At 62.9% G+C, this 17,530-nt stretch carries 7 protein-coding genes and 1 pseudogene; 1 reads left to right on the forward strand and 7 read right to left on the reverse strand.

The genetic code is table 11. The features are described from left to right. Positions 1-45 precede the first annotated feature (45 nt). From C8J98_RS11735 to C8J98_RS11755, 5 genes are all read right to left on the reverse strand, one after another. On the reverse strand, positions 46-561 hold the full coding sequence (locus C8J98_RS11735) for a chemotaxis protein CheW (protein ID WP_107913365.1): 516 nt from the start codon (positions 559-561) through the stop codon (positions 46-48). Between the two features lie 214 nt (positions 562-775). Further along, on the reverse strand, positions 776-2,755 hold the full coding sequence (locus tag C8J98_RS11740) for a chemotaxis protein CheA (protein ID WP_107913366.1): 1,980 nt from the start codon (positions 2,753-2,755) through the stop codon (positions 776-778). Positions 2,756-2,807: 52 nt separating this feature from the next. Next, positions 2,808-3,170 (reverse strand): response regulator, encoded by a 363-nt coding sequence (locus tag C8J98_RS11745; RefSeq protein ID WP_046968490.1) that lies wholly within the window; start codon positions 3,168-3,170, stop codon positions 2,808-2,810. Between the two features lie 10 nt (positions 3,171-3,180). Next, positions 3,181-3,498 (reverse strand): STAS domain-containing protein, encoded by a 318-nt coding sequence (locus C8J98_RS11750; RefSeq protein ID WP_107913367.1) that lies wholly within the window; start codon positions 3,496-3,498, stop codon positions 3,181-3,183. Positions 3,499-3,793: 295 nt separating this feature from the next. Further along, positions 3,794-4,024, reverse strand: a complete 231-nt coding sequence (locus tag C8J98_RS11755; RefSeq protein ID WP_107913368.1) for a hypothetical protein — start codon at positions 4,022-4,024, stop codon at positions 3,794-3,796. 166 nt (positions 4,025-4,190) lie between these two features. Here C8J98_RS11755 and C8J98_RS11760 point away from each other — a divergent pair. After that, positions 4,191-4,544 (forward strand): annotated as a pseudogene (locus tag C8J98_RS11760) (RNA 2'-phosphotransferase); the annotation flags it as partial. A 584-nt stretch (positions 4,545-5,128) separates the two neighbouring features. On the opposite strand, the gene C8J98_RS11765 reads toward C8J98_RS11760, so the two are convergent. Beyond that, positions 5,129-5,422: a hypothetical protein gene (locus tag C8J98_RS11765; RefSeq protein WP_146171633.1), complete on the reverse strand. Its 294-nt coding sequence runs from the start codon at positions 5,420-5,422 to the stop codon at positions 5,129-5,131. Between the two features lie 1,133 nt (positions 5,423-6,555). Beyond that, positions 6,556-17,505 carry a hemagglutinin repeat-containing protein gene (locus C8J98_RS11780; RefSeq protein WP_158272686.1) on the reverse strand — a complete coding sequence of 3,650 codons (10,950 nt, stop codon included), beginning with the start codon at positions 17,503-17,505 and terminating at the stop codon, positions 6,556-6,558. Positions 17,506-17,530: the final 25 nt, after the last annotated feature.

The following is a 17,530-nucleotide window of genomic DNA, read 5'->3' on the forward strand; positions in this document are numbered from 1 at the left end:
GGTTCCAATCGGCAAAGTGCGGCAAGAACTAACCAGGCATTACGCTCAGGCGACGGCTTTGACATCCGTGGAGGCCAGCGCGGCCTCCAGCATCTGTGCGTCCTGCGGCTGAAGCAGGCGATCCACGTCGAGCAGGAGGACCATGCGCTCGGCGACGGTCGTGAGTCCTTTCAGGTATTCGGTATCGACGGTGGTACCCATGTCGGGCACCGGGCGAACGTCGCCAGGGGCGACCTCGACCACGTCGGAGACAGCGTCGACCACGACGCCGAACTGGCGGCCGTTGACCATCACGATGACCGTGACGGTGGTAGCCGTGTATTCCTCGCGGGCCAGGCCGAAGCGCAGGCGCAGGTCCAGCACCGGCACGATGGCGCCGCGCAGGTTGAGCACGCCGAGCACATAGCCGGGCGCCTGCGGAATGCGGGTCACCGGTGTCCAGCCGCGGATCTCGCGGACGGCGAGGATATCGACGCCGTATTCCTCGTTACCGAGGTTCACGGTGAGGTACTGCGCGGCCTCTTCAGGCTGGGCGGTGGCGGAGTTGGCTTGCTGGTTCATGTCGTTCCCACGGCGGATCGGTTCGGCGGTTCGGGACCCCTTCCCTTGGGGTATCGGCCGTCGCGGTGGGTTCTTGAGGGTGAATCTGCACCCTGCAGGGCAAATTCGGCAGGCCGTTGTAGGAGCCGATTCATCGGCGGTCCCGCGGCAGCGGGCCGGGTCACGGCCAGCACCCCATCGCCGATGAATCGGCTCCTACAAGAGCCAGGCCCTATCAGGCGGCTTTGCGGCGCGCCTGCATGCGGACCAGACCAGTGACATCGGCGATCAGCGCCACCGAGCCATCGGCGAGGATCGTCGCACCGGAAATACCGGTAACGCGCCGGTAATTCGCCTCGAGCGACTTCACGACCGCCTGCTGCTGGCCGATCAGTTCGTCGACGAACAGCCCGATGCGGGTCCCCTCGCCTTCCACCACGATGACGATCCCCTCATCCACCGCGCGACGCTGCCCGGCACAGCCGAACACATCGAACAGGCGCACGATCGGCATCCAGTTATCCCGGAAGCGGAACAGCTCGCCGCCGCCGGCCACGCTGCGGACGGTGTCCGGCTTGACCTGGACCGACTCGATGATGGACACGAGCGGCACGATGTAGATTTCCTCACCCACCGCGGCGGTGAGGCCGTCGATGATGGCCAGCGTCAGCGGCAAGGTGATGGTGAAGGTGGTGCCACTGCCCTGCACGCTGCGAATGGCGACCGTGCCGCCAAGATCCATGACGTTGCGACGGACCACGTCCATGCCCACGCCACGGCCGGAAAGGTCAGTGGTCGCGGCGGCGGTGGAGAAGCCCGCTTCGAAGATCAGATCGGATACGGCCTCGTCGGACATGCCCTCGCCCGTGGCGATGATGCCGCGCTGGATGGCCTTGGCGACGATGGCTTCGCGATTGAGGCCGGCGCCGTTGTCGGCCACTTCGACGACGATGCTACCGCCGCGATGGAAAGCTTCGAGACGCAGGGTGCCGGTGTCGCCCTTGCCTGCGGCAAGGCGCTTGTCCGGCATTTCCAGGCCATGATCGATCGCGTTGCGGACCAGGTGGACCAGCGGATCGCCGATCTTCTCGAGCACGGTCTTGTCGAGCTCGGTGGTTTCGCCGCGCATGTCGAGCACGACCTTCTTGTCGAGCTTCTGCGCCAGGTCGCGGACCAGGCGCGGGAAGCGGTTGAACACCGTGCTGATCGGCAGCATGCGGATGCTCATGACGCTTTCCTGCAGCTCGCGCGTGTGGCGCCCCAGCTGGGCCAGGCCATGGCGCAACATTTCCAGCTGCGAGGCATCCACGCCGTCGTTGAACTGGCTGAGCATCGACTGGGTGATGACCAGCTCGCCGACGAGGTTGATCAGGGTGTCGATCTTTTCGATACCGACGCGGACCGAACTGGACTCGCTGTTCGCGGCAGGATCACGCACGGTGCGCGGGGCGGCGGCGGCCACCGGCGCGGCGGCAACTGCTGCTGCAACCGGTGCGGGCGCGGCGATGCGAGGTGTCACGGTGAGGTCGCAGTCGCCATCGACCCAGTCGAACACGCCTTCGACAGCGGCGCGCTTCGCACCGGCGTCGAGGCTGAGCGTCCAGCCGAGGTAGGACGACTCGGCGTCCATGTCGGCCAGCGCGGGAAGCTTGCTGGCGTCGCAGGTGACCGCGAGCGGGCCCAGGGCCTCGAGCTCGCGGAACATGCGCGCCGGATCGTTACCGGACTTCAGCAGGTAGTCGAAGGGACGGAAGGCGATGTCCCAGCCTTCGATCGCCTCGGCCGGCGCGGCAGCCTTGGCAGCCGCCACGGGTGCCACCGCGACGCCGGAGACCATCGCCGACAGCTCGGCCAGCAGGGCCTGGCTTTCCGCGGTAGCGGCCGGCTGGCCGGTCATCGATAGGGAAAGCATGTCGCGCACGGTGTCACCCGAGCGCAGCAGCAGTTCCACCACGGCCTTTTCCATCGGACGGCGGCCGCTGCGGACCTCGTCCATCAGGTTCTCGGCCACATGGGTGAATGCGGCGACGTCGGTGAAACCGAACGTGGCCGCACCGCCCTTGATCGAATGGGCGGCGCGGAACACCACATTGATCAGCTCCGGATCCTCGGCGCCCTCGTCCAGGGCGAGCAGGGCCTGCTCCATGGCGTCGAGGCCATCGAGGCTCTCCTCGTAAAACGCCTTGTGGAATTGCGCCAGATCGACTTTGGACATGGGAGACCCTGGAATTACCGGAACACTAAGGTGGAAACAGACGCGGCTGGGATCAGCCGAGGACGCGGTTGACCGTAGCCAGCAGCTGGTCCGGATCGAACGGCTTGACCAGCCAGCCGGTCGCGCCGGCCGCCTTGCCTTCCATCTTCTTTTCCGGGTTCGACTCGGTGGTGAGCATGAGGATGGGGATACCGCGGTAGTCCGCACGAGTGCGGATCTCGCGAACCATCGTGATGCCATCCATCACCGGCATGTTCACGTCGGCCAGGATCAGGTCGAACTTGTGCACGGCTGCCGAATCGAGTGCCGCCTGGCCGTTGTCGGCCTCTTCGACATCGTGGCCCGCGCCGCGAAGGGTGAAGGCCACCATGCTGCGCATGGAAGCCGAATCGTCTACCGCAAGAATCTTAGCCATCGAAGCACCTTCAGTTCACGCCGGCGCGAGCCGGCAGTTCAATCAATGAGTTAAGGCCGAGCACGGCCACGCCGCGCTGCAGGCTGTCGCTGACGCCAGTCCAGGTCACGGGAAGCCCGGCCGCACGCGCGTCGCGCGAGAACGCCGCGAGCAGCTGCAGGGCCGCCGTATCCACCTGGGCCACCGCGGCACCGTCGAGTTCGACGGCATCGCCGGCGGCCAGCGCCTTGAGCAGGGTATCGCGCAAGGCCGGAGCCGCGGCAATACGCAGGTCCGCGTCGAGCGCCAGGGGCGCCCGCGTTGCGTCTTTGGAGGATTTCTTCGCCATCGTCCGATACCGGTTCGGCCCTGGGCGCGTGTCGCCCGGGGGTTCGTTCGATGGTCTTATCGGCCTTGGGGGGAAAAGCTTTAGGGGGTGGTGCTGCAGGCGTCGAGGCGGTGCGAAGCTAGGAAGTCGAGGCCCCCGGCCTCAGACGCGGACCGCCGCCGTCGCCGTCGCCGACCGCATAGATATCAGAGTACCGGAATGAAAGGACGAAACTTTCGGAGCGCGCGGACGTGCCGGCATCCTCGGCCGTGGCCCGGGCAACGCCTCGTGCCCTAAGTTCACGTGGAAAATATCGCTAGGGCTGAGGCAGTGCAAAAATCCACACGTTGTTCGACGCCTCGATGGCCGCGAACTTCTTACGTGTACCGCCGAACGAGGCTTCCCACACGGCAAGCGCCATCGCGGCCCCACGATGATCAACGAGCTCGACCTTCTCGTCGACTACTCTCTCCCAGTCTTTGCTCCACACATTCTCCCCTTCGAAATACTGAACAAGTTGGCTGTCGTCCGACATCTTCCAGTTCACAAGGCACCTCCGATGAGCGCATCTCTTCAACAGACTTAGAGCTTGCCCAAGAGCGAAGCGACAGATCGAGGACGACGTAGCTTATCCTCTGCCCGCAACGGAACATGACGAGGTAATTAGGTTAGAAAGGATCCAGGATGGCTAACGACAACTCACTGATACAAGCAAGTTTCTCAGCTATCTCCCCCGCCACGAGCCCGGAGCAATCGGCGTCAAATTCGACTGTGAGGGCTGGCTCAGCCTCCAGGCTTTGATCGACGGCGCTGCAGCCATAGGACGGAATCTTGACCTCGGTCCTATTGGGGAAGTGGTCCGCGAGAGCGATAATAAGCGCTTCTCGCTGTCCGAAGACAGAACACGCATCCGGGCCGTCCAAGACCACTCGACCGCTACGGTAGCTCTGACGCACATCGAGGCAGCACCGCCGGCCGTGCTTTACCACGGCACCGCCGCACGCTTTCTGGAATCCATGCATCAGCAGGCCTTACTCCAGGATCGAGGCGTTCAGCAATCCACCTGACCTCTTCGTACTGATTATAACCGCTCATATATCAGTCCTCGCGCATCGTCGCGCGCATGAGCTGGTGAAACGGATCCCAATCAAGCTTTCGGCAAATTTAAGAGCGGACATGGGTGACCAATTCTGTCGACGTTCCGGTGACGGGCTTATGCCCCCTCGCTAATCTCGACAGTCGCATCGCGAGCCGCACAACGAACAACGGCACTGCGCGCACAAACTACGACGATTCGACGTACACCCTAAAGATGTTGAAGCCTCATAGAGAAACTCTGCCGACCTCCGCGTCTACGACGATGTTTCGGCAGCCACATGCGATTGCATGCTTCGGCATGGAGGAGAGCGTGTCTCCACACACTCCGCACCCATAAAAGAGGGTCGAGCCAGCAGGATAGCCTCTCGACAAATCAGGCGTCAGATAGGTTTTACTGACAAGTGCCCCACGGATGAAGAAGCGGGAGCGCGGTATCGAGCCCGCACTCTAGACAATGTCAGACTCCGAGAGAGAGATTCATGGTGAGACAGGCCCAGCCACCAAGGTCGAGCTCCACGCGAAATGTTCGCTCGCAAGAAACCTTGAAATCGAACTACGCCGGTACAAATTTGAACCGTCCATCGCTGAAATCCTCTCTTACGCCAAAAGATGCAAGCCCATTGAGACTGCCGTCTCTATCGCGAAAAACCTTCATAAATTTGGCGGTTCGCTCCGACGAATAAGGCATGACGCCGTCGATGACGTCCCGCATGTTTGCGCCAATCTTCGCAGCCGCATAGCTGACAAGGATTAAGTGACGAAAATTCTCGCGGTAGTCATCGCTAAAATCCTCAATGAGGTGAAGCAAGACCGAAGCCCGTATCCATTTAGGATCGTTCGTGTTCATCGCCTCTTCGGCCATGAACGAGCCAAGTGAGCGAGCAACTTCTTTCCAATCTTTGATGATGTTTCGCCAGAAATAGCTCGACGATCGTACTCAGGCGCTCCAAGGTAGAGCTCCACTAGGCGAAGACCGGTGTCGATCAGTTTCGAGCTCTTAGGACGAAAGCGAGTGCTCGCGGCTCCCAGCGATTGGAGCAAATGCTCGAGGGACTCTTCGGGGCTCATCGGCGCACAGCTCTTACCCAAGGCATAAGCCCTACGGGATCGGCTGCGAACTGGGCGACCATATCTGCGTCCATCTTAATTTTGCGCACCCACATCGCCATCCCACCGGTTAACACATGTAAGTACAGCTCGCCGTCGTCGCCTGTCTCGACGGAGTACATCTCAGCAGGATTTTTGTATCGCACGTTCATGAGGAAGAAGACCGTTCTTAAACCATCGGAGACAAGGAAGCGGCCTTGACCACGGCCGCCAGCTGTTCCGCCTCCACGAGCGACCACTCACGTAGCTGCCCCAATCGGCGAACGTAGCCAGCTTGACTAAGGTATTCCTGGGGCGACGAAAGGACGAACTTCGGAAGGGGCGCTCCTAGCTCATCGTCCGCCCACGCCGAAATGAACTCGTCCAAGCTTATCGAACCATAGACCGGGTCGTCATACTGTTCTCTCAGCAAGCACGTCAGGTGCTCGCACCACCCTGACCGCTCGCTCTCTCACTTCCGGGGAATATTTCGTCTTTGCCATGGCTCCATCCTCTCAAGAGTGGGAGCCTCCGACAAAGCCGGGGCGGTTCAACACCAATGACCACTGGATTCTAGATTGAAAGATAAGCCGTTGAACCCGAGCATCTCTCGCTAGTACCTGTTTCCGGGAAACCAAAAGATCGAAGTTCCCATCACTCCTCCCAAGAGCGGCACTCCTAGCCCCATCGGTGAGACGAACTTCACAACCATGAGCGAGAGTGCCTTACCGAATCCCACCGACGAACCGATCATGAAGAACACGATCAGATCTGCCGTTACGGCTCCTAGAACGAAGCTGAGAATATAAGCAAGCGGAGTCGGATGCCTTGCACCGCCCGCTAGCCCGAGGGCTCCGAATACTGTTGTCAAAAAGTCGAACATACTGCCCTCGCTCAATCTTTGGTGGAGCCCAAGTAAGCCTGTGTGGCTTTGCCAGCGACATTGCCGGTAACCATACTATTGACTCGTAGCACTGCCCCGGCAGGCGTGAGCCATCCCGCTCCCGATGCTGGAAGACCCGCCCATCGAAACATTTGGCCCAAGTAAGCGCTCCCGGTGCCACCCACCACTGCGGAGCCTATGAGACCTTTCTCACTGAAGTGAGTGGAAAGCGCGGAGCCAAATGTTAGGGAACCATCACTCAAGTACATGTCCTTCAATGCCATTGCAGCAGATGAACCTGTGTAGGTAGCTGCCGACCTTGCCGCACCCTGAGCCGCTATAGCACCCAACTCGCCGGTCGCTGCCAAGCCAGCCCCCGCACCGCCAGCAAGGGCAAGCTTTCCGTTAAAGGCGAGAAAAGACGCCGCATCATCATTAGCCCATCCATGGAACTCCTCGTCAAAACTCGCTGCCTGAAAATAGTCTCGCAGCGCTTTGTCCTGCGCAGGATCGCCTCCCGGATTCATAGCCTGAAGCACGTCCGCATACGCTCCTGGGTCGTTTACCAAGTCAGCAGCACCGAGGCCGCTGTTTAGATATTGAGAAGGGGAAGCCCCAAGGTCAAGCTTCGGACCGGATGGCGTAACCGCATTGTTCTGCGCAAGAAACTGAACTGCGGATGCGCGGTCCTCAGGTGCATCCATCCCGCTGACATATCGGGCCGCGAAGCCGTCGCTGTCGGTCATGGCTGCGCGCAACAAGAGACCTTTTGCGTCCTCCACAGAAATTCCGGTAGCCCCGGCATACCGCACCGCTAGGTCGTCGCTGATTGCCTTGATAACCGGGACATGAAGCTGTCGGTTGAATTTATCTCCATTCAATGCCGCGCTCGCGCCGGAAGCGCCACCCCCCGCCATGCCTATTGCTGCGCTTGCGGCCTCCATCAGCGCATTGAACTCAGGATTTTCTGGATCCACACCATGGGAGACCAGGTAATATTGAACGGCCGCGCTCGCCGCCTGTGAAGAGGCCGCCCCCACGAAGCCGTCTATCGCGCTCCCTCCGCCAAGAGCCGATGCAGCCGCGCCGACCGCGCCATGTAACAACGTTCGCTCGTCACTTCCCTCTGGCCAGCCGAGCTTGTCGGCGACCGTGCCAGCAGATCTAAAGCCCACCTCTCCTGCCAGCCGCGCTAGCTCTTGCTGATCCGCGACCTTCTTGGCGTCATAGCTGTTCTTCAACGCCTGGTCGTCGAGCGTCGGGTTCCGATCAAGGCTGCTCAGATCCTTGCCCGGATCGTCACGAACGATGATAGTGCCTTCCGCAATACCTGACTTCGTATCGCTGCTGCTGTTGCCGTGAGGCGAATTCGCAGCCGAAACGGCAGCCCCTACCGCGCCGGCGATGTTGCTCGCTAACGTACTACCTCCACTCAGGCTCACCTGACTGACGTTGTACTTCGATTCATTATGCAAGTCCTCCCAGATCAGATCCCCGGTACTAAGCACATTCTTGGAAGAATCCGCTGCGCTCGCGATCTGCCCGCCCACGAGGTGTGTCGTTCCGCCGACATCGATCTGGAACCCACCATCACCGGCCTTAATGCCGCTAACCTCATTGACGCCCGTGTACTGACTGTCGACTTTGCTGGCGGCGTAATAGGCACTACCACTGACGAAGCCACTCTGGGTGATTCCCACCATGATCTTGCCGCCAGCCTGCATAGTCTTGCTGGCGTAGTCGTCCGTATCCTGCTCGCTGCGAATGGCCAGGTTGTTGCCGATGTCAGCGACAACCTGGTTGCCCTTCAGCTGAGCGCCTTCGATCGTCGTATCGTGGCCACTGACGATGGTGAGCTTGTCGTCGGCGTCGATCGTGGTTTCTGCGTGCGTCGTCCCATTACCGTGCGCCTTGCCGGACCCTACGCTGGCCGAAGCGTAAATGCCGAACCCGTCCGAGCCAAAACTCACGCCGACGCCGCCCGACGAGTTCTTCGAATCGTTCTTGAGACTGTGATCCTCCGACTGGCTCAGGAGATTGATGTCGTTGGTAGCTGCCAACGCCACATTCTTACCGGACACCTCCGCGCCGATCAGCGTCAGGTCACCTCCCGTCGCAGCGATCGTGATATTTCCTCCGCTGGTAACGTGGCCGCCGTACGAAGTCCCATCGTGCGTGCTGGTCTTGCTGCTGACACTGCTCCCACCGATGCCGACCTGGACGTTGATGCCGGTCGCCGCTGCAGCACTGCCGGCATCAGAGATGCCGCTGATACCCTGAACCGCCTGAATGCCATCCTTGACTTCATACGCCGCCTTGGCTGCGTAGAGCGCCTTCAGCCGGTCGTCGTCCGTGTTACTGGCGTGCATGGTGTCGCTTCGCGCGCTCATCGCCAGGTCATACAGACCGCCGCCGAGACCACCGGTGACGCCGCCCTCGCTGTGCTTCTGCGACTGCTGCGTATCCAGCGAGTCAAGATCAGCATCAATGGTGACGTTTTTACCGACGATGGTCGTGCCGGTCTTACTGATAACGTCCGTACCGGTCAGGTGTAGGTCGCCGCCAGCGGTGAGCGTCACGCTGCCATCGGTCGAACCGACAACGCTGCCTGTATGGGTCACCTGCTGGGAACTATCACTACGACTGTCCTTAGCCTGTCCGTAGAGCTCGTTCATTCCGCTCCGGGAATAGCCAGTCGTGGTGACGCTCTTGCTGTGGCTATCGTCGTAAGTATCTACAGCTGTGGTCAGGTGCAGGTCCTTACCCGCCGCGACGATCACATCGTGAGTACCGGCGATCTTCGCTCCTTCACCGAGCACATCGTGCCCAGCGGCGACAGAGATAGAGTCGCCACTGAGTAGCGTGCCGTTAGCGACGTGCTGTGCCGAGTCGTCGCTAGTGACGGTCTTTTTGCCTTGCTGGACGAGACCGCCACCACGGTTCATCACGAAACCGGACTTCTTTACAGTCTCGTCGTGAGTCGCGTTATACGTGTCCGTCGTGGCCAACAGGTTCACGTCGTGGCCTGCGGCCAGAGCGATATCACCCGTAGCCTTGACGGACGCACCCTCGGCGGTCAGGTCGTTCCCTGCCACCATATGGATGTTGTCGGCACTAAGCGAGGTGCCGTACGCGAGCGTCTGCTCGCTGGTGTCGTGCGTCGTGGTGGTCTTGCTACCGAGCAGGCCGCTCTTCTTTTTCTTGGTATCAGTAACGACCGTGTGCGCCTCGTCCTCGGCAGTAAGCGTCAGGTCATGCCCCGCCGCCAAAGTCAGATCGCCAGTCTTCGTACCAATCGTCGCTGCATCCAGCGTAGCGTCATGACCGGCAGCGATCTGCACGCCCGTCCCGGCATCCACCGTCACCCCACGCACCGTTTCATCGGTAGTCGTCTGGGTGATGTGCTTCTTCCCTTCCTTCCAGCTCGCCGTGGTCGTCTGGCTGTCCGTGACCGCCGTCATGGTCAGGTCGTTGCCGGCCTGCAGTGCTGCGGTGCCGCCTGCCTTGAGCTGGGTCCCTTCAAGCGTGGCGTCGTGACCCGCTGCCACCGCTAGGTTGCCGCCGGCGTCGAGGCTCGTGACGTCGTGCGTGGTCTTGGTGGACGTGCCGTTCGTCGTCGCCGTTAGCGACACGTCGTGACCGGCCAGCAGGGCCATGTCGCCGCCCGCACTGAGCGAACCCGCCTGCACGCCGAGATCGTGGCCCGCCTGGAGCATCAGCGAGCCGCCGGCATCGACGCTGCTGCCTTGCGTCTGCGTGCTCCAGTGGGTACCGCTCTGCACGGCGCCCAGCGTCAGGTCGTTACCGGCCTGCAGGGCAGCGTTGCCACCCGCCTTCAGGGTGGTCGCAGAAAGATTCAGGTTATTGCCTGCAACCAGCGAAAGATCCTTGCCCGCGCTGAGCGTGAGGCCCTCAGCCTGCGTCCCCGTGATCGAGCTGCTCCACTGATACGGATGCGTCGTCGTAAGGCTGGACTCCACCGACAGGTTGTTACCCGCTGCCAGCGCCAAACTCCCGCCCGCCGTGACACCCTGCCCGGCCAACGTCAGATCCTGGCCAGCCGAAAGCAGCGCATCGCCACCCGCCTTGACCGTCGTGTGATCGAGCGACAGGTTATTACCCGCGCTGATCTGCATCCCCTGCGTCGCCGTGATGCTGGACGCATCCATACCGCGACCGACAAGGCCACCCACGTTTTCCGAACGAATATCACCGCCCGCGATCAGGCTCACGCCCGCGCCGTCGATACGGCCGTTGACGTTGGTGATGTTGTTCGTAGCACTGATTGCGGTCAGACCATCGCTGGAAATACGACCGCTATTGAGCAGATCCTGCGCAGTAAGCAACGTGCTGCTCTGACCTTGGATGAGCCCACCATTGGACAACGAGCCCGACGCATCGATGCTCACATCCTTGCCCGCGATGACCGAGCCCTGAGCCGTGAGGCCGAGGTTTCCGTTCGCGAGGTAAACCACTGGCACCAGCACCTCGTGGCCATCCACGTTCTGCTGCACCATCCAGACCATGTCCTGCGTCAGCGCGCTGACCTGATCCGCGGTAAGTGCGACGCCGATACTCAGGTTCATCGCCTGAGCCACGTGCGTAGCATTGTTCATCAGCGACTGGTATTCCTGCAGGCCGCTGCTGTAGTCGGACAGGTAGGCGCGACCGGTGAGCTGGGTCACCTGATTGACCACCAGCTGCTGCTCGTAGAAGCCGTCGCCCAGGCGCATCATCGTCCGCGCCGGATCCAGTCCCAACTGGTCGAGCAAGTACTCGCTGCTGATGAACTGGCTGTAGTCGACGAAGCGAGAGTTGGTCTCGATCAGGTAGTTGCCGCTCGGCGCGTGGCCAAGCAAGGCGGCGAGGTACGCGTTGCCGCGAAGCCCGACGGCACGCGCGCCCGCCACGGTCGACAGCGCGCTGGCATCGACATTGGCCGTTTCGCCGCGTACGGAGTAGATGCCGCCCGTCGGCAAGGTCACACCCGCCAGCGGCTCGCCGGCGCCACCAAGCACCTGGGGCGCATGCCCCGTGGCCGGATCGACTTGTGCACCGATCGGCACACCCGTCGCACCCTGCGCATTACCCTTGTTCAACGAAGACAGGCCGATCGCCTGTGCATTCGGATCCAGGCGCGTATTACCCACCTGACGACCGTCGGGCGTGACGCCGCCGTTCGACACGTTGACGCCACCGATCGAAACACCTTGCGCGCCGGACATCACGGCACCAAGCGCCGTGTAGTTGTCGTGGATGTAGTCCGCTGGATTGGTATCCGGCGTGCGGGTATAGGATTCCTTGTCGTTCTCAGGATTGTTATTGCACAGGCTCTGGTCCGTGCCGCAGCCGATGTGATGCGTCACCGCTACCTTCTGGATCGTGCGTCCCGCGGCAAGCGAGTTGTTCGCCACGGTCTCGTTGCCGAAGACCATGCCCGTGCCGCCACCGGCACCTGACTGGTTCACGGCGAGGAAGCCACCGGCGGCAATGGTCGAAGTCGTGTTGTTGACCGATCCGTACAGCGAGATATTTCCACCCGCGACGATCTGCGACTGCGCGCTCGCCGCGGAGACCACGGTCTCGTCGATAGTGTGGTACTCGGTGTAGGTCTCGTACTCCTGCACCTTGTTGATCGCGTACTTATAGTCCGACCGCGGCAACGGCTGGGAAGCGTCGTACTCTGCCTGCGTCAACGTGTGGCTGGTGGAGTCCAGCACGCGTCGCACGTTGTTGATCTGGTTCGCCGCCAGCAGGATGCTGCCCTGCGCCTGGATCGAGCCGGAAAGGTTGTCGATCTGGCCCGCGCGCGTGTCGAACAGACCCTGACCGTTACGCGCCGCTCCCGCCACATTGATGTTGCCGAGGCTGAAGATCTGCGCGTCGCGGTTGAGCAGGTAGTTCGTGTAGATATCGATGCTGTTGGTCGCGGCGATCGTGCCGCTCTGGTACGTCGCGTTATCCGTGGCACGACCGAGATCGGCGCCGTTGATCACGGTACCGGCCTGGATCGTCACATCGCCGCCCATGATGCTGCCGGTGTTGTTCACCACGCCCGCATGCAGGCCGACGGTATTGCCCTGGATACTGCCCGCGTTGGTGATCGTGCCGCCGGTGTTGAGCTGCGTATTGGCCGAGTCGAGCAGCGCGCCGGCATTATTGGTGATATTGGCAGCGCTGATGGTCAGCCCGTTGACCGCCTGGATGCTGCCGTTGTTGACGAACTGGCCGTCCACGGCGAGGTTGAATCCGCCGTTGGCCTTGATGCTCGAGCCGGCGGTCTGGAGGTAATCGCCCGCCAGGTGCATGCCCAGCGTGTTGTTGGCGACGATGCTGCCCTGACCGACGAGGCTGCGGATGTCGAGCATCACGTTGCCGACGCCACCCACGCCATCGATACCCGCCTGCACCGTGCCGCCGCTGTTGTCGAGGCTTGCCAGCGTGAAGTTGAGCTGGCGGCCGGCGGTGATCTTGCCGTTGGCGTTGAACGCCGAAGCACCGGCGTTGACGAAGCTGAAGGTATTCCCGGCGTAGACGTTGCCGCTGGTGTTGTCGAGCTGACCCGCGCCGAGTGTCATATTGCCGGCCGCTACGAGCGTGCCGCCCTGCGCGTTGGAGATGGATGTGCCGGACAGACTGACGTCACCCTGCCCACCCAGCGTGCCACCACGATTGTCGATGCCACCGGTCGAGGTGACCTGGGTTAGCGCGGCACTCGCGTTAGCTATGCGCCCACCAACGTTCGAGATCGACGCCGAGTTCAGCGTAGTGGCACCGTTGGCCTCGATGGAGCCCGCATTGTTGTTGAAACCATTGGTGGCGCGCAGGTCGATGGCGCCTCGGCTTTGCAGGAGGCCGCCGGTGTTCGCAAGCGTGTCGGTAGCCTGCACGTTGAGCTGGCCGGCAGAGATGTTGCCGGCATTGATCAGTCGTACCGTAGTGAGCTTGGCGAGCCCACCTGCTGCGATGGTGCCGGTGCCGTTGTCCAGCGTGCCGCCGATGCCGAGCGTGACCGCGCCCGGTGCCGACTGAATCGTGCCCCCGCTGTTGGAGAGGCTGCCTGCCGTCAGTGACAGATCGCCACCCGTGGCCTGCATCAGGCCGCCAGTGTTGTTGACGCCACCTGTCACCACGACACCGAGTGTGCTGCCCGAGATCGCGCCGTTCGACAGGTTGCTCAGCGACGTGGCCGCAACGACCGTGGCGCCATGGGCATTGATCAGGCCGCCATCGTTGACGAGCGCCGTTCCCGCCGTGACGCGGGTAGCACCGTTACCGGCGAGAGTGCCCTGACGGTTGTCGATGTCCTGATCGGCGCTGACGTCGAGCTGACCCGTGCCAGCCAGCTGCACCGTGCCGGACGTGTTGATCACACGACCGCCATACAGGGTCAGATCGTTGCCGTTCGTGGCGAGGGTGCCGCCACTGTTGTCGAGCGTGCCCGCCGTGCGGACCGTCAGCGCGGAGGTGCCCGTCTGCAACAGCTTGCCGCGACCGTTATCGATCGACCCTGCCTGGAGCAGCAAGGCATTGGCCTGCATGCGCGCGTCGTGACCATCCGTGCCACGGTTGATCAAGGCACCGCTAACCTGCGCAGTCAACGTGCCACCTGCAGCGAGATCGCCTGCGGTGTGGTCGATGTTGCCGGCCCATGCGATCAGGGTAGCGTCGCCGCCGGCACGCTGCGTGCCCGCGGAAAGATCGAGCGCGTTTGCCTGCGCGTCGAGCGTGCGTCCGGCGAGAAGGCTGCCGTGCGCGGTGAGCGCGTTATCGGCGAGCACGTGCAGATCGCCTGTGGTGTCCAGCGTTCCGTCCGCCTTGACGCCAGCCGCCAGGACGCCGGCGACATCGACGGTACCGCCATGCACGGTCAGGTCACCCGACGACAACGTGCGACCGTCGTTCTTCACCGCGCTGCCGTTCAGCGCAATCGTGTCGGCCGCCAACGTGCCGGCCTGGTTGAGCGTCGCGCCACTGGTCAGCGTCGCCGTCTGGGCGGTGATATCGCCTTGCGTAGAGATGTCACCCACGGCGTTGAGATCGAGATGCGTTCCCGCCAACTGGCCGCTCTGGCGAATCGCACCGGATGCCGTCGCATCGACAGCCGCGGCCGACGAGACGATGCCGCCGAGCGTAAGGTCGCCCTGCCGGGCTTCGAGATGAAGGTCGCCTTGTTGTGTGCCGAGCGTACCGGTCGAAGAGACGCTGCCGCCGCGAAGATCGACGCTTCGGGCGACTATCTTGCCTGCGTTGTCCAGCGCCCCGGTCACGTCGATCGTGATGTCGTTCGCACTGGAGAGGGATGCCGCCGCCCCCAGCGTGAAGGTATCGGCGGCGATATTGAATGCCTGTCCGGTGTAGAGGCTGCCCTGGTTGTCCAGGGTGGTGCGTGCGTGCAGGTCGAACGCACCGTCGGTGGCGATCGCGCCGGTGTTGCCGATGCGGTTGGCCGTGATCGACAGGGCCGACGAGGCCAGGAGCGAGCCCGAGTTGCGAACGTCACCCGATGTGTCGATCGTCAGCGCGCCGCCGGCCTGCGTCGCGCCGGAGAGCGCCAGGTCGCCCTGCGCCTTGAGCGCGAGGTTCGTCGTGCTGGCGAGCGTGCCTGCGCTGTCGATCCGGCCGGCCGTGACCGAGAGGTCGCCGTTGCTCTGTAGCTTGCCGTCGCCGGTCTGGACCAGCGCGCCGTCCACACGGACGTCGCCACCCTCCTCCGTGGCAATACTGCCGCGGTTGTCCAGATCTCCCGTCGTATGGAGGTCGAGGGTGCTCCCGGCGCGCAAGCTGCCGGTGTTGTGCAGGTCATGGCCCGCATCGAGCGCCAGAGCGCCTGCGACCGAGGTATCACCGGTGAGGGAAAGATCGCCCGCGGAAGTAAGCTTCGCCGCGGCGGCGTTCATCGAGCCGGATTGCGCGAGCACACCAGCGGAATAAGCATCCAGACGACCGGCCGATACGGTGGTTCCGTCGAGGGCGAGATCGCCCGCCGTCGTGACGAGAGAGACATCGCCCGCCGTGGTGCCTAGCTGGCCGCTGCTGCGCAAGCTGCCGGCACGCACGTCGAGACCCTGACTACCGACAACGCTGCCCTGGTTATCCAGCAGGCCAGCGCTTGTGAGCCCGAGCGTCCCGGAGGCGTTGATCTGACCGCTTGCTGCCTGGTTGATGCCTGAAGCGTTGAGCGCGAGGGCCCTTTCAGCATGAATGCTGCCGCTATTGACGAGAGTGCCATCAGCGCTCAGCGCGAGCCCGCCGTCACTATGCAGCGAGCCCGTGTTGGATAGGTCGCCGCGGGTATGCAGCTGTGCGTCGCCGCGCGCGTAGAGCTCGCCGCTGTTGTCGAGCGATTGCGTATCGGCATTCAGGCCATTGACGGTCAGTTGACCTTGCTGCCGCAACGCGCCTTGCGCGCGCAGGTTCAGCGTACCCGCCACCACGGTGTTTCCGGCAAGCACCATGTCGGCCGTGCTGGCAACCGTAGCATCACCCTGCTGGGTGCCCAGCTCGCCATGACTGACCATGCCCGATGCATTGACCGTCAGGTTGCGATTGGCGACCAGGCTGCCATCGTTCACGACATCTCCGGTGGTAGACACCGCAAGGTCGCTACCGGCGAATGCAACAGCGCCCGCCTGATTGGCAAGTCGCGCTGCCTGGATATCGAGACGGCCGCCCGAGAGCATGGTCGCTGCATTGCTCAACTGATTGGCCGCGCGCACGGCGACATCACCCCCGCCCTGCACGGCGCCCGCTAGGTTCAGGTCGCCCAGGCTGGAGATGCCCAGCGCGCCACCGGCATCAACGACGCCGCTGCTGTTCACCGTCGCCGCATTGAGCGTCAGGCCGTTACCCGCATGCAGCGTGCTTGCCGCCGTCGTTTCCAGCAGGCCCTGCGTCGAGACGTTGCCGCTTCCGCCGAGACCATAGATCGTCCCCTCGTTACGCAATGTTCCCGTACGCAGATCGAACGACTGGCCGGCATACAACTGGCCGGTATTGCTCAACGCGCCCGGCGTGGAGATGGAAACGTTGTTCGAAGCGACCGTGGTGCCACCAAGGCGCACTTCACCCGCACTGGTCAGCTCCAGGTCGCCGGCCTGCGCAGCGATGGCGCCACTGCTGACCACGCCCACACCCGCTTCCGTACCGACAAGGCGGATCTTCTCCGCATACATGCCGCCGAGTGCCGCCACGTCGATCGCCACGGCCGGGCGGGATGCATCGGCCGCATTCGCGCGCACGCCGGCATCGGCATAGTTGGCGTCATTGCTACCGGTGACGACGTTGAGATCCTTCGCCCAGAGCTCGCCATTCACTTGCACCGCACGAGCGATGAGGTCGGTGCGATCGACGACGGAGCCGTCGAGGCCACCACTGCCGATGGTGATGCTGCCGCCGGTGACATGGAACGCGTCGAGGCTGCCGCTGCCACCGAAAACGGGCGTGCCAGTGGTGAGCGTGAAGCGCTGGCTGTTGATCACGCCGCAGCCGTCGCAGGTGATGCCGTACGGGTTGGCGATCACTACCGGTGCGGCCTGGCCGCCCACTTCGATGTAGCCACGAAGGCTGCTGGGAAGCGCCGACGTCACCTCGTTGAGGATCAGCGAAGCTGGGCCGCCCTTGAGGTTGTCGTTGCCGGCGATGTAGCCACCGAGCTGCGTGCGGACGATACCGGCACTGTTGTTGAGGATGACGCCCCGCTGGTCGACATCGAAGCGTTGATACTTGTTGTGCGACACGCCTTGCGCGTTGGGCGCGACGATATCCACCACCGGCACGCCGTTCGCCGCCGAATCCATCTTCGGTCGGTGCAAGCCAGCCGCGGCATCGGGCACTTGTTGCGCCCAAGACACCACCGGAATGCCGACCGTGGCCAGGGCGATCGCGAGCACCAGGCTGCGCAATGCCACCATCGTCAGCGCGCCCCGGGGGCGCAGCATCGTTTCCTTGATCGTCGTCATGACTATCCTCGTATCGGACGCCCGC

The organism is Luteibacter sp. OK325 (assembly GCF_003050935.1).
In the GTDB taxonomy this organism is placed as follows: Bacteria; Pseudomonadota; Gammaproteobacteria; order Xanthomonadales; family Rhodanobacteraceae; genus Luteibacter.

Bases quoted from the DNA above. Each gene is read 5' to 3' on its own strand.
- C8J98_RS11765 (WP_146171633.1), bottom strand. From the start codon at position 5,422: ATGAACACGAACGATCCTAAATGGATACGGGCTTCGGTCTTGCTTCAC.
- C8J98_RS11745 (WP_046968490.1), bottom strand. From the start codon at position 3,170: ATGGCTAAGATTCTTGCGGTAGACGATTCGGCTTCCATGCGCAGCATG.
- C8J98_RS11750 (WP_107913367.1), bottom strand. From the start codon at position 3,498: ATGGCGAAGAAATCCTCCAAAGACGCAACGCGGGCGCCCCTGGCGCTC.
- C8J98_RS11735 (WP_107913365.1), bottom strand. From the start codon at position 561: ATGAACCAGCAAGCCAACTCCGCCACCGCCCAGCCTGAAGAGGCCGCG.
- C8J98_RS11780 (WP_158272686.1), bottom strand. From the start codon at position 17,505: ATGACGACGATCAAGGAAACGATGCTGCGCCCCCGGGGCGCGCTGACG.
- C8J98_RS11740 (WP_107913366.1), bottom strand. From the start codon at position 2,755: ATGTCCAAAGTCGATCTGGCGCAATTCCACAAGGCGTTTTACGAGGAG.